This is a genomic window from Achromobacter insolitus, assembly GCF_002209555.1.
Lineage (GTDB): Bacteria > Pseudomonadota > Gammaproteobacteria > Burkholderiales > Burkholderiaceae_B > Achromobacter > Achromobacter insolitus.
Genome location: NZ_NJIF01000010.1, coordinates 158,445 through 171,583, shown reverse-complemented (window position 1 = coordinate 171,583; position 13,139 = coordinate 158,445). Strand labels below are relative to the sequence as shown.

The following is a 13,139-nucleotide window of genomic DNA, read 5'->3' as shown; positions in this document are numbered from 1 at the left end:
ATCTTCCGCGCCAGCATAAGATGGGCGGCTCTGACGGTAAAAGCGACGGTAAGGCCCCGTGTCGATCACTGCCAAGTCCTTTAACCATGCCGGTTCTGGGGGCCTGTTGATGATGGAGTGGGAATGACTTTCGCGGGACTGCCACTAGCGACCGCAAAAGGCCACAACCCATTGATTCTGAATATGTAGGTCTAGGCGACGGTCAGCCACTATTGCTGATCAGCTAAAGCGCTTGGCGGTAGCCCTTGCAGTAAGAGCGGGAGGACTCGGATTCGAGTCCTCCCGTTTTTTTTGTTCGAGCCTAAGCAATCTCGCAATGTCGCGTCGACGTCGCCAGCAAACTAGGGTTATCCGGGATTCTTTATGCTTAAACTTTTGTGAAGAATGAGCGGCAGATGCAGGGCTGCCGCCGCGATGAGGCATCACGGCGGTTCACCGGGGTGCGCGCCTGACGCACCGTACGCAGGATCGCGCGGTGGCGCCCTATGAGGAGAGTTGCATGCTGCGTAGACATTGCCTGGCCGTGATGATGCTGGCGCTGACGGGCTGGGCGACGGGCAGCCATGCGCAAACGCCGTCGCAGGCGTCGTGGCCCGCCAAGCCGGTGCGTCTGGTCGTGGGTTTGGCGCCTGGCGGGCTGGTCGACGTGCTGGCGCGCACGGTGCAGCCGCATTTGGCCGAAGCCTTGAAGCAGACCGTGATCGTCGAGAACCGGGGCGGTGCGGGCGGCAACGTGGCGGGGGCCGAGGTGGCACGCAATGGCCAAGACAATCATACCTTCTTGCTCAATCCATCGACGACCGAATCGGTGAACCCGTTGATGTTCGCCAGCATGCCATTCGATCCGCAGCGGGACCTGCGGCCGGTCGCCTTGCTGGCCAACAGCCAGTTGTTCCTGTTCGTCCGGTCCTCGCTGGGCGTCGATACGCTCGAGGCGTTTGTCGAATACGCCCGCAAGCGGCCCGAGCCTCTGAACTATGGTTCTGCCGGCAACGGCACGACGCCGCACCTGGCTGGCGAGCTGCTCAAGCAGGCTACCGGCATGCAGGCCACCCATGCGCCGTATCGCGGCGTGGCGCCGGCGATACAAGACCTGGCCGCCGGCCAGATCGACTTCGCGTTTGGACCGGCTACGGTCTTTCCCATGGTGCAAGCGGGCAAGCTGAAGGTGCTGGCGGTGGCGAGCCGGCAACGGGCCGCCGTGGCGCCCGACATACGAACCTTTTCCGAGGCAGGCATCGACGGCGTTTTCGCGGACAGCCTTTTTGGCGTGTATGCCGCCGCCGGCACCCGTGATGACGTGGTTGACCGCATGAACGCCGAAATCAACAAGGTGCTGGCGCGGCCTGAGATCCAGACCCGCTTCCTGGACGCTGGCGCCGAAGCGCTGCCGTTGAGCGTGGCCGACTATGCCGCGCGCGTGCAGGACGAGAAAAAGCTGTTCGCCCCGTTGATGAAGTCGTTGGGGCTGAAGGAACAGTAGTTGGATCGACGATACGATCGAACGCTCGGGTCAGGCCTGCTCACAATCCCATCTGCCCCCGTACCAGCGCCAGGTACTCGGGATCGCCCATCTGCTTGCGCGCCGCGATGATCTGCCTGGCATCTTCGCCGGCGATGTAGCGCAGTTGCTGGGTCCCGTCGGTGGCGGCTTCCCAGATGGTTTGCGCCACGACGACCGGCTCGGAGCCGCTGGCGGCGATTGTGCCAAATGCCCCCATCACTGCCTCGACGACGGGGTGGTATTCGGTCAGGCTCGGATCGAGGTTCATGTCGAATGAGCTGGTGGCGAAGTTGGTGTTGATGACGCCGGGCTCGACCAGCTTGATGGTGACCCCGATGGGAGCGAGCTCATAGGAAAGTGCTTCACTCATTCCTTCGACCGCGAATTTCGAGCCGTGGTAGAGCGTGCCCAGCGGGAAGGTGATTTTTCCGCCCATCGAGGAAATGTTGATGATCGTGCCTTGGCCGCGCTGGCGGAAGTGAGGCAGGATGGCTTGCATGGCCAGCATGGTGCCGATGACGTTGACGTCGTACTGCCGGCGCATCTTGTGCTCGGGCGTGGCCTCCAGCAGCCCATACGAGCCGTAGCCGGCATTGTTGAGCAGGACGTCGATGTTGCCGAAGCGCGAGATGCCTGCGGCGATGGCGGCGTCGATGGTGTCTTTCTTGGTGACGTCGAGCTGGGTGACCAGCACGTTGTCGAGCGCGTTGAGTTCCTGATCCTGCTCCGGCTGGGAGCGAACGGTGGCGATGACGTTCCATCCGCGTTCCTGGAAGTATTTGGCGGTCATGCGGCCGATGCCGCTGCTGCAGCCGGTGATGAGTATGGTTTGGCGGGGCATGGGTTGGTTCCTTCAAGTGTCGAGGGTCGACGGGGCGCGTCCCAAGGAATGGTGCGTCGCTGGTGGCGCCGCCGTAAAACACACTTTAAAAAGCAGGCCGCGACAGCGCTCTAGCGATGCGCGCCAATCCCGATGCAAGCCGCGCCAGCCTGGCGCTGGCGAATCCGAAAGGCGTCGAGTGGCGTGGTTTGCTGACGATGTGGCGCAATTTGAATTAAGCGGAACGCTCGGGTTCTCTATACTTTGCGCATGATCGGGGAAGGGCATGCGCCCCTTCGAATGACGATAGAGTTCCGGCGATGCAAACCAAAACCTTTTCCCTGGACATCGGCTGGCAGGCGCTGCTGAAGGATCTGGGTGTCCGGTCCGGACACGTGCTGCGCCGCGCTGGGCTGCCAGACGATTTGCTGTCCCGCGGCGGCAACGGGCTGTCGACGGAAGCGTATTTCCGCTTCTGGAACGCTCTGGAGGCCGAGACGGGCGATGTCATGTTCCCGTTGCGCATCGTCGAGGCTTTGTCGGCCGAGTCGTTCAGCCCGCCGTTGTTCGCTGCGCTGTGTAGCGCCAATCTTATGCAGGCGGTGCAGCGCCTCGCGAAGTACAAGCAACTTGTGGCGCCGATGAGCCTGGAACTGGACGTGGGCAAGGCTGGCGAGCTGTCGGTGGAGCCTCGTTGGCTCCCGGCGCCTGCCGAGGTGCCGTACTCGTTGCAGGTGGCCGAGATCGCATTCTTCCTGCGGTTGGCGCGACTGGCGACCCGGGAGCCGGTCAATGCGCTGCGGGCGACGCTGCCGCGACTGCCGCCCAGTGACTATGCCCGGCGCTATGAGAGTTTCTTTGGCGTATCGCTGCAAGCGGGGATGGGCCCGAGCATTACGTTTTCGGCGGCGGATGTCTCGCGCCCGTTTCTTACGGTGAATGAAGGCATGTGGCGCGTATTCGAGCCCGACCTTCGCCGCCGGCTCGATGAGCTCGATGCCACGGCGACGACGGCGGAGCGCGTGCGCGCGGTGCTGCTGGAGCTGCTGCCCGGCAACGCTGCCACCATCGAGAGGACGGCCGAGCGCCTGGGCTTGAGCAAGCGCACGTTGCAGCGCCGCCTGGAATCCGAAGGGGAGAGCTTTCGGGGGCTGGTCAATGCCACGCGCGAGAGCCTGGCCCGCCACTACCTGGAAAACACGCCGATGTCGGGCGGCGAAATCGCCTTTCTGCTGGGGTTCGAAGATCCGAATTCCTTTTATCGCGCCTTTCAGGACTGGACCGGGCAGACCCCGGACAGTGCGCGCCACGCCGCGCGCCTGAATTGAGAGGAGGCTCATCATGTCCACGCAAGCCGATCAACGAAAAGTATTGCTCGCCGGCGCCTCAGGCCTGGTGGGCGGCCGGATCCTGCAGGCGTTGCTGATGGACCGGACGGTTGCCAAGGTGCATGCCCTGGGCCGCCGGGCGCTGCCGGTCAGTCATCCCAAGCTCCAGGTGCACGTGGTGGATTTCGGCAATTTACCTGTGCTGCCACCGGCCGACGAGGTGTATCTGGCGCTGGGGACGACCATCAAGGTGGCGGGCAGCCAGGAGGCGTTCCGCGCCGTGGATCTGTCGGCCAATCTGGCGACGGCCAGGGCTGCGTACGCTGCCGGTGCCCGGCGAGCGGGGTTGGTGAGCGCGGTCGGGGCGAACTCGCAATCGTCGGTGTTCTATAACCGCGTCAAGGGCGAGTTGGAGGACGCTCTGAAAGCGCTGGGGCTGACGGCGCTGGTGATCGCTCAACCCTCGTTGTTGCTGGATTATCGGGAGGGACTGCAGCAGCCGCCGCGCATTGGGGAGCGGATCGCAATCCCGATCGCGAAGTTGCTCGCGCCGTTGCTGCCTGGCGCCTATCGCCCTGTGCGCGCGGAGGCGGTGGCGCAGGCGCTGGTCAAGACGGTGCCGACGGCCGAAGGCGTGGTGGTACTGCCGTCCAATGTGCTCGCGCAGATGGGTGAAGCGCGCTGACCGGGTAGGCCGAGCTTGCTCGGATTGTGACGCTGTCTTCGCCGCGGTCGCCCTTTCGTTGCGTAGCAAGCACCTGCTGCATGGAGGGCCAAGTACGCCTGGCGACTCCATGTGTGGGTTGGCATGTAGTCTGACTGCATTTTGTCGAGCGGCGGCTCTTGGCGTTGGAAAACCAAATCTTCTGCATCGGACGGAGCTCTGATCAAAAGCGGGCGTTGACTGAGGTCCCGCGACCACAAGCTCGGTCGACGGTCAACCGCCCCGATTCCCTTCAGGCATTCTATTTTCACGGCAATTAATGAAGTGATTATCGCCGCCCTAAATCGCGTGGCCGGTAGCGATTTTATTAGCGTCAATGCCGGAATTAATGATGTTTTTTATGGGCGATGGCGGAGGATTATCTTTGCATTCTCCTGGCGGAAGCATTTTGAATAGTATGACGTGATGGAATACTGCTCAAGCATATTGGAAATTGACAGAATACCGGGGCAACTTCAATCTTCAAGCCATGGAGTTTCATTTATGCGTTGATTTTCCACTGCTCCCAAAGGAGACAACTATGCGTGAACCCACGCCCGAATTGGTGGCGCGCCGTCGCAAGCTGGTCGAAGAAACCATGGCGCGCGTCCGGACCATCGAACAAGACCATGGCCAGACTCGCCAGGCTCTTGAGGCCATCAAGAACGAACTGCTTTCACTGGCGCGCCATAGCGATGTTTTCGTCACCACGGAATTCAAGCCAGCCGTGCGCGGCACGTTCAAGGATTTCGTCGCCTACCGCCTGAACGACGATGACGGCACCGGCCGCGCCTTATATCTCTCGCTGGCGCTGCCTGGAAAATCCAGCCCGCCGCATAACCACAAGAACTGGGCGGTGCTGGTCGGGATGGCGGGCGCGGAGGAAAACCGGCTGTACGAAGTCGACAGCTCGGGTGAATTCCGGCAGAGGGAGACCGTCATGGTCGGACCCGGCGTGGGCGTCGCCTTGCTGGGCGAGGACATCCACAGCATTCACGTGCAGGGCGTAGGCGACGAGCCCGTGTGGCAGCTGCGGTTCTACGAGCGCGCGCTGGAAGCCCAGGTCGACCGTGAACAGTTCGACCCCAGTGGCAAGCGGCAGACCTTCCCGCCGAATCCGAACGTCAAGCCAACGTAAGCGCGAGAACCGCTGGAAGGGGAAAAGAATGAAACGACGTGAACTCTTGAGTCTCTGTAGTAAATCCGTGATTGCACTGGGCTGTGCTGGTCTTCCGGGGATGTTGCGAGCCCAGCGTCGTTTCCCGGCGAAGGTCCTCACTTACATCGTGGCGTATACGCCGGGTTCCGCCAACGACATCCTCGTGCGAATTCTTGCGCCGGAGCTGGGCCAGCAGTTGGGGCAGAACATCATTGTGGACAATAAGCCGGGAGCGGGAGGCAGCATCGGCATGGCTGCGGTGGCACACGCCCGGCCGGACGGGTATACGCTCGGGCTGGGGTCGACGGCCACCATGGCGATCAACCGGGCGCTCTATAAGAATCTGCCCTATGACCCGCTGCGGGATTTTGCGTCAGTGGTTAAGTTTGCTTCGACCCCGAACGTGCTGGTGGTTCCGGCCGCCGGTCCGGTAAAGACGCTGAAGGACCTTAAACCCCGCGATGGCAAGTCGCTGATGTTCAGCTCGCCCGGCAATGGCACAACCCAGCACCTGGCGGGCGTGCTGTTCAGCAGCGAAACCAAGCTCCAGACTGAACACATCCCGTATCGCGGTCCAGCGGAGTCGGTAATGGCGGTGGCTTCGGGCGAGGTCGATTTTTCGATGGCGTCGCTGCCTTCGGCGCTGGCACAGATTAAGGCGGGGCGGCTGCGAGTGCTGGGCTGTACTTCGCTCAAGCCTCCACCGAGCCTGCCGGACGCCCGGTCTCTGGCGGACATGGGCTTGCCGGGCTTTGAGCGTACGGAGGTGTGGTTCGGATTGGTCGTGCCGACCAGCACGCCTGCGGATGCCGTCGAGGCGCTCGAGCAGGCTTCGATTCGCACACTGGCCTCCGCCAGGATCCGCGAGCAACTGGAGCAAGCGGGGTATCAGCCGGCGAATCCCAGAGATGAGGGAAAGTTCGACCCGTTTGTGCGAGAGCAGGTCGCGTTCTGGGCAGATCTGGTCAAGCAGGCTGGCGCGTCCATAGATTGAGCGCGAACAGATAGCGAATCAATTGGGCAAAGGGGACAGGAATGGTTGGGGAAGCAGTCAGTGCAGAGTGGCTGAAGCGGTGTCTGGAAAGCGGCGCGGAGTGCGCCGTGGTTGATCCAAGAGAGGAGGGGGCGCATTCGGTGTCGCCGCATCTGTTCCACGCGGTGAACCTTCCGCTGTCGCAATTGGAACTGCGGGCGGCCAGGTTGTTTCCCCGCCGCGATGTGCCCATAGTCGTCGCTGGCGCGGGCGATGAGCTGGACCGGCGCGCGCTGCACCGGCTACGTGAGCTCGGCTATTCGGGCGCGGTCCTGCTCAAGGGCGGTTCGCCGTCGTGGGGAGAGTTGGGCCTGCCTTTGTTCACGGGCTTCAACACGGCCAGCAAAGCATTCGGGGAGTATGTCGAGCATGGTTGCAGCACGCCCTCGATTTCAGCTGATGAATTGAAGGCCATGCAGGAGTCCGGCCAGCGAGTGGTGATTATGGACAGCCGCACGCCCGCCGAGCACGAGCGGGCGACGATTCCCGGTTCGGTGAGTACGCCGGGGGCAGAGCTGGTGCTGCGTTACGCGGAGCTGGCGGACGACCCGACGACGACGTTGGTGGTCAATTGCGCCGGCCGCACGCGCAGCATCATCGGCGCACAGTCGTTGATCAATGCGGGTGTGCCCAATCCTGTCTATGCCTTGCGCAACGGCACGATGGGTTGGTCGCTGGCGGGCCATCAGGTCGAGACCCGATCATCGCGCCGCGCGCCGGAGCCGAGCGCTAAGGCCCTGGAAGTGGCGCGCCGCCGAGCGGTGGCGATACGCGAGCGTTTTCGCATCGGCGAGATCGACGCGGCGGAGTGCTACCGCATACTCGAAAGCGGCGAGCGGTCGGTCTATCTGTTCGACGTGCGCTCGCAGGAGGAGTTCGAAGCGGGACATCCAGCGCACGCTGTTCATGCGCCCGGCGGCCAGCTGGTGCAGGCGACGGATACCTATGTGGCAGTGCGCAATGCACGCATCGTGTTGTACGACCCGCACGGGGTGCGCGACGTGATGACGGCCTCGTGGCTGCGTCAGATGGGCCACGCTGACGTGCTTACCTTGCGCGCCGCAACAGTGGATGCTGCGAGCCTCGTCAGCGGTCCGCAGGCGGCGATCGTCGCGGGGCTGGAGGGTGTTCAGGCTCGTTGGCTGGCTCCCGCCGAGGCGGCGCGCCGCTTGGATGAGTACGAGATCATCGATTTGAGCAGCTACCGGGATTACCAGGCAGGGCATCTGCCGGCGGCGCGCTGGCTCACCCGGTCCAGATTGGCCGATGCATTGAGCCCGCTGCCGCCAGGCCGTCCGCTGTTGCTGGTGTCGCCGGACCATGTGCTCGCGGAGCTCGGCTATGCGGACGTGGCTGGCCAGACCGACAGGGACGTGTACGTCCTGCGGGGTGGCATGAAACGTTGGCGCCAGGAGGGCTTGCCGCTGGAAGAGGGCGAGGGCCATCCCCTGCACGAGCCCGACGACGCATTTGTGAAGCCATTCGAGGCCAAGGATCGCGAGGCCGCGATGCGTGCCTACCTGGGCTGGGAAGTGGGCTTGCTTGATGCGGTGCAGCACCATCCCGCCGTGCATTTCGACTTGTACAAGGGCTGAGCCTCTGTTAGAGCTTTCTCTACCTACAGGAGGAGAAAGACGATATGAATCTCAGGCAGATCGAAGCGTTTCTGGCGGTGGTTGACCTGGGGACGGTGACGCGAGCGGCGGAGTCCATGTATGTGACGCAATCGGCCGTGAGCCGATTGTTGGCCCGCCTGGAGCGGGAGGTGGGATTCCAGCTGTTCGACCGCCGCCAGGGGGTGATGGTGCCGACCGTCGAGGCCAGGGCGTTGCATGTCGAGGCCATGCGCTCGTACATCGGTTTGAAGGATATTCAGCTCGCGGCTCAGCGCATTGCGCAGATCGGCAGCGGCACCTTAAAGATTTGCGTCATGAATTCACTGCAGCAGGGAGCCTTGCCCAAGCTGGTGACGGCATTCATGCGCGAACATCCGGGAATTACGGTGATGTTCGATGTGCAGCGACATTACGACGTGGTGTATGCGGTTTCGCGCGGCAGCGCGGAGATCGGTTTTGCGACGCTGCCGGTGGACCACCCGGACATTGAGTCGTTGCCGATCGCGCGTACGCCGGCGGTGTGCCTGCTGCCCGCCGGGCATCCCTTGGCGGAGCTGGAATCAATAGGGCCGATGGACTTGCAGGGAGTCGATTTCATCAATGTGCCACGCAAGCGCTTCAACGACCGGATCACCCGCGTGCACGATCGGATCACGCGCATCCTGGACGCCCATGGGGTGCGGCCGCGGATGCGTATCGAGGCGGGCACGATGCTCGCCGCCATGGCACTGGTGGAGGCTGGTGCCGGGGCTTTTGTAGTCGATGCCTTTACGTTGGGTGCCGTGCGCGATGCCAATGTCGTGATCAGGCCTTTCCATCCGGAAGTCATCGTCGAGGTAGGGGCGCTGTACTCCAGCTCCCAGCCGCTTTCCATCCTGGCATCCAAATTCCTGGATTACTGCCGGGCATTTCAACAACAGACAGAGACAACATGAATGCATCCCTGCCCGTAGCGGCATCCCAGACGACCGATATCCGTCCTCCTTCCGACCGCAAGGCGGTTGACGAGGTTGCCCGGATACTGAAGGCGGAAAATACTGAGCTGCTGTTCTGCTTTCCGATCAATTCGCTTATCGACGCGGCTACCGCGGCGGGCATACGTCCAGTGGTGGCGCGGACCGAGCGCGCCGTGGTCGGCATGGCCGATGGGTACGCCCGGGCCAGCCTAGGCGAGCGGGTGGGGGTGTGTGCGGTGCAGTACGGGCCGGGGTGCGAGAACGCTTTCGGCGCCATGGCGCAGGCCTATTCCGATTCGTCTCCGGTGCTGATGCTGCCGGGCGGGGTGAACGAGTCACGCCTGGATGTGCGGCCCAATTTTGAAACGGCCAAGCACTATCAGAACATCACCAAATGGGTCGCGCGCATCAACCGGCCGGACCGGGTGGGCGAAATGCTGCGACGCGCCTACACTGGCCTGCGCAACGGCCGGCGCGGTCCGGTGGCGCTGGAATTGCCGATGGACGTGATGGAACAGCCCATTGGCGCCTCGGTGTCCCGGCATGCGCCCATCAGGGCGATTCGGACACTCTGCGACCCGGATATCGTGCGAGAGGCATGCCGCCAGTTGCTGGCCGCGGAACGCCCCATCTTGCACGCTGGCGCTGGTGTATTGCAGTCGCAGGCTACGCCTGAACTTGTGGAACTGGCCGAACTGCTCTCGATTCCGACGATGACGACGCTGTCCGGCAAGAGCGGCTTTCCAGAGATGCATCCGCTGGCGCTGGGCAGCGGCGGCATGGCGTGGCCGGCGACAGTGTCGCATGGGCTGCGGCACGCCGACTTGATTTTCGGCATCGGCGCGAGTCTGACCAAATCGGTGTTTGCGGCGCCGCTACCGGCAGGAAAGCGGGCGATTCAGTTGGCGGTTGACGAGTCGGACCTGAATAAGGACTATCCGCTGGACTTCCCCCTCCTGGGCGATGCCAGGCTCGTGCTGAGGCAGATGATAGACATGTTGAAGGGCGAGTTCGGCGCGCGGCCAGACCGGGACCGGACGGCACGGATCGGCGCCGAGCTGGACACCATCCGTCAGGCGTGGCTCAAGGCCTGGCACGACAAGCTCACGTCGGACTCGACCCCCATCAATCCGTACCGCGTCGTGCATGATCTTCAGATCGCCTGGGCGGAGCGCGACGTCATCATTACGCATGACGCGGGTAGTCCGCGCGACCAGTTGAGTCCGTTCTACCGCTGCCGCCGGCCGGGGGAGTATATGGGTTGGGGGCGCTCTACCCATCTGGGTTATAGCCTGCCGCTGGCCCTTGGCGCCAAGATGGCGCGGCCTGAAGCGCTGGTGGCGCACCTGCTGGGCGACGCGGCGTTCGGGGAGTGCGCCATGGACCTGGAGACGGCCGTGCGTAACCAGATCGGCACGGTGACGCTCCTGATGAACAACGGCTGCATGGGCGGCTATGACAAGCACATGCCGCTATCGAGCACGACCCATCGTACCCGCTATCTGTCAGGCGACTACGAGATGATTGCGCGGGGCCTTGGCGCCTGGACGGCGCGTGTGGAGGACCCCCGCACGCTGATCGACAAGCTGCGCGAGGCCGCGAGAGTCGCCGACACGGGCCGCCCCGCGGTTCTGGAGATCATGACCGCCGAAGAGAAGGCACTGTCGCAGGAGGCTCCCTGACTGTCCCGTCCGCGTGGGTGTAGAGGGGGCGTCGCGCGGGGAGACATCGCCGGGCGCGTCGCTCGGCAAATGAAAAAGGCGCCTCGGCGCCTTTTTCATGACTACTCGGTGCGCAGAGGACAGTCCAACTACTGCTTCGGCATTCTTCGCACACGCTACGGTTTCAGCTCCGAATCAACCCAAGAGTTCCTTGCGAACGATCTCCGCGCCTTCGCTCAAAGCGAGCAACTTGCCGTGCGCAATGGCGCGCGACAGCGGCGCCATGCCGCAGTTCGTGCAGGGATACAGCTTGTCGGCATCGACGAACTTCAGGGCCTTGCGCAAGGTGTTGGCCACTTCCTCCGGCGTTTCAATCTTGTCGCTCGCCACGTCAATGGCGCCGACCATCACTTTCTTGCCACGAATGAGTTCAATCAGATCGATTGGAACATGGGAGTTGTGGCATTCCAGGGAGATGATGTCGATATTGGATTGCTGCAGCTTGGGGAAGGATTCCTCGTATTGACGCCACTCGGACCCCAGCGTTTTTTTCCAGTCGGTGTTGGCCTTGATGCCGTAGCCATAGCAGATATGCACGGCGGTTTCGCACTTGAGGCCTTCGATTGCCCGTTCCAGGGTGGCGATGCCCCAGTCGTTCACCTCGTCGAAGAAGACGTTGAACGCGGGCTCGTCGAATTGGATGATGTCCACGCCGGCGGCCTCCAGCTCACGGGCCTCCTGGTTGAGGATCTTGGCGAATTCCCAAGCCAGCTTTTCCCGGCTCTTGTAGTGGGCGTCGTACAGCGTGTCGATCATCGTCATGGGGCCGGGCAGGGCCCATTTGATGGGCTGCTTGGTCTGCTGGCGCAGGAACTTGGCGTCTTCGACGAAAACAGGCTTTTGGCGGCTCACGGCGCCAACGACGGTCGGGACGCTTGCGTCGTAGCGATCGCGGATCCTGACGGTTTCGCGCTTTTCGAAATCGACGCCGTCGAGATGCTCGATGAACGTGGTGACGAAATGCTGGCGGGTCTGCTCGCCATCGCTGACGATGTCGATGCCTGCGTGTTGCTGTTCTTGCAAGGCCAGGCGCAAGGCGTCCTGTTTGCCTTCGGTCAGTTCGTCGTCCTGCAATTTCCAGGGCGACCAGAGCTTTTCAGGTTGGGCGAGCCAGGAAGGTTTGGGCAGGCTGCCGGCGGTAGAGGTGGGCAGTAGTTTTTTCATGATTGGTGATTCCGTGTGTTTGGGTGATTAACGCGCGTAGTTGGCTGCCCAGGTTTCGAGCACGTTCTTGTACGGCTTGATGAAGTGCTCTTCCGTGAACTTGCCCTGCTTGACGGCCAGTTGGCTGCGTTCTTCCCGGTCATAGACGATCTGGGTCAACGAGTAGTCCTGGTTCTGCAGGCTCGGCTGATAGAGTTTGCCGGCCGCGGAATTGGCGTTGTAGATCTCGGGGCGGTAGATCTTCTGGAAGGTTTCCATCGTGCTGATGATGCTGATCAGCTCAAGGTTGGTGTAGTGGCCAAGCAGATCGCCCTGGAAATAGAACGCCAGGGGCGCGGCGCTGCCCGGCGGCATGAAGTAACGAACCTGCAAGCCCATTTTTTCGAAGTACTGGTCGGTCGACGAGAATTCGTTTTGTTGATACTCGACGCCCAGGATGGGGTGCTGGTTTTCGGTCCGATGGTAGGTCTTGCTGCTTGAGGCGCTGATGCAGATCACCGGCGGCTTGCTGAACTGCTCCTTGTATGCGCTGGAGTTCACAAAGTGCTTGAACAGCTTTCCGTGCAGGTCGCCGAAATCCTCAGGCGTGCTGAACGTGGGTTTATTGTTGTTGTGCTCCGGCAGCAGCACGCTGAAGTCGTAGTCGCGCACGTAGGACGAGAAATTGTTCCCGACGATGCCCTCGATGCGTTCGTTGTTGGTTCTGTCGACGATGTTCGTCTTCAGGATCTCGATCAGCGGAAAGGCGGCGCTGTTGCCTTCGGCTCCAATATTCATTTCAACGGAAATGATGTCGAGTTCGACAGCGTAGCGATCGCCCTTGGGGTTGTCCCAATGCGCCAGGCTATTGAAGCGCTTGTCGATCATCCGCAGGGTGTTGCGCAGATTCTCCTGGCGACTCGTTCCCCTGGCCAGGTTGGCAAAGTTGGTCGTTATGCGCGTGCTGTCTGACGGTTGATAATTTTCGTCAAAGCGGATGCTCTTGATGTTGAAAGTGAAGTCGTTGCTCATTTTGATGTGCTGCGCTGATTTCTGTGAAAAGTGTCGGCAGAGACTTAACGCCGTTTTTAATGGGCGCAAGGCGCTACAACTGCGTCTTGCGCCGGGCGTTCAAAGGGCATTGCCGGGTTGGAGG

General features: G+C 62.2%; 11 protein-coding genes. 8 read left to right on the top strand and 3 right to left on the bottom strand.

Translation table 11 applies throughout. The features are described 5' to 3' along the window. The first annotated feature begins 499 nt into the window (after nucleotides 1–499). Nucleotides 500–1,483, top strand: a complete 984-nt coding sequence (locus tag CEY08_RS25040) for a Bug family tripartite tricarboxylate transporter substrate binding protein (RefSeq protein ID WP_076814049.1) — start codon at nucleotides 500–502, stop codon at nucleotides 1,481–1,483. A 40-nt stretch (nucleotides 1,484–1,523) separates the two neighbouring features. Here CEY08_RS25040 and CEY08_RS25035 read toward each other — a convergent pair whose 3' ends face one another. Then, a complete protein-coding gene (locus CEY08_RS25035) occupies nucleotides 1,524–2,345 on the bottom strand; it encodes an SDR family oxidoreductase (RefSeq protein WP_076814046.1) in 822 nt (273 codons plus the stop codon). A gap of 299 nt (nucleotides 2,346–2,644) precedes the next feature. Here CEY08_RS25035 and CEY08_RS25030 point away from each other — a divergent pair, with 299 nt between their 5' ends. From CEY08_RS25030 to CEY08_RS25000, 7 genes are all read left to right on the top strand, one after another. Further along, a complete protein-coding gene (locus CEY08_RS25030) occupies nucleotides 2,645–3,652 on the top strand; it encodes an AraC family transcriptional regulator (RefSeq protein ID WP_076814044.1) in 1,008 nt (335 codons plus the stop codon). Between the two features lie 13 nt (nucleotides 3,653–3,665). Continuing rightward, the gene (locus CEY08_RS25025) at nucleotides 3,666–4,337 is read left to right on the top strand and encodes a Rossmann-fold NAD(P)-binding domain-containing protein (RefSeq protein ID WP_076814041.1); all 672 of its coding nucleotides are present in this window, start codon (nucleotides 3,666–3,668) and stop codon (nucleotides 4,335–4,337) included. Between the two features lie 559 nt (nucleotides 4,338–4,896). Then, nucleotides 4,897–5,493: a cupin domain-containing protein gene (locus CEY08_RS25020; RefSeq protein ID WP_076814039.1), complete on the top strand. Its 597-nt coding sequence runs from the start codon at nucleotides 4,897–4,899 to the stop codon at nucleotides 5,491–5,493. Nucleotides 5,494–5,521: 28 nt separating this feature from the next. After that, nucleotides 5,522–6,508, top strand: coding sequence for a Bug family tripartite tricarboxylate transporter substrate binding protein (locus tag CEY08_RS25015; RefSeq protein ID WP_076814036.1), 987 nt, complete (start codon nucleotides 5,522–5,524; stop codon nucleotides 6,506–6,508). Between the two features lie 41 nt (nucleotides 6,509–6,549). Further along, entirely contained in the window at nucleotides 6,550–8,142 is a 1,593-nt protein-coding gene (locus CEY08_RS25010; RefSeq protein ID WP_076814034.1) for a rhodanese-like domain-containing protein, read from the top strand. A 44-nt stretch (nucleotides 8,143–8,186) separates the two neighbouring features. Beyond that, the gene (locus CEY08_RS25005; protein ID WP_076814032.1) at nucleotides 8,187–9,098 is read left to right on the top strand and encodes a LysR family transcriptional regulator; all 912 of its coding nucleotides are present in this window, start codon (nucleotides 8,187–8,189) and stop codon (nucleotides 9,096–9,098) included. Then, nucleotides 9,095–10,801: a thiamine pyrophosphate-requiring protein gene (locus CEY08_RS25000; RefSeq protein WP_076814030.1), complete on the top strand. Its 1,707-nt coding sequence runs from the start codon at nucleotides 9,095–9,097 to the stop codon at nucleotides 10,799–10,801. Before CEY08_RS25005 ends, CEY08_RS25000 begins: the two co-directional genes overlap by 4 nt. Before the next feature lie 174 nt (nucleotides 10,802–10,975). Here CEY08_RS25000 and CEY08_RS24995 read toward each other — a convergent pair whose 3' ends face one another. After that, on the bottom strand, nucleotides 10,976–12,004 hold the full coding sequence (locus CEY08_RS24995) for a methionine synthase (RefSeq protein WP_042793926.1): 1,029 nt from the start codon (nucleotides 12,002–12,004) through the stop codon (nucleotides 10,976–10,978). Between the two features lie 27 nt (nucleotides 12,005–12,031). After that, on the bottom strand, nucleotides 12,032–13,015 hold the full coding sequence (locus tag CEY08_RS24990) for a DUF1852 domain-containing protein (protein ID WP_042793925.1): 984 nt from the start codon (nucleotides 13,013–13,015) through the stop codon (nucleotides 12,032–12,034). Nucleotides 13,016–13,139: the final 124 nt, after the last annotated feature.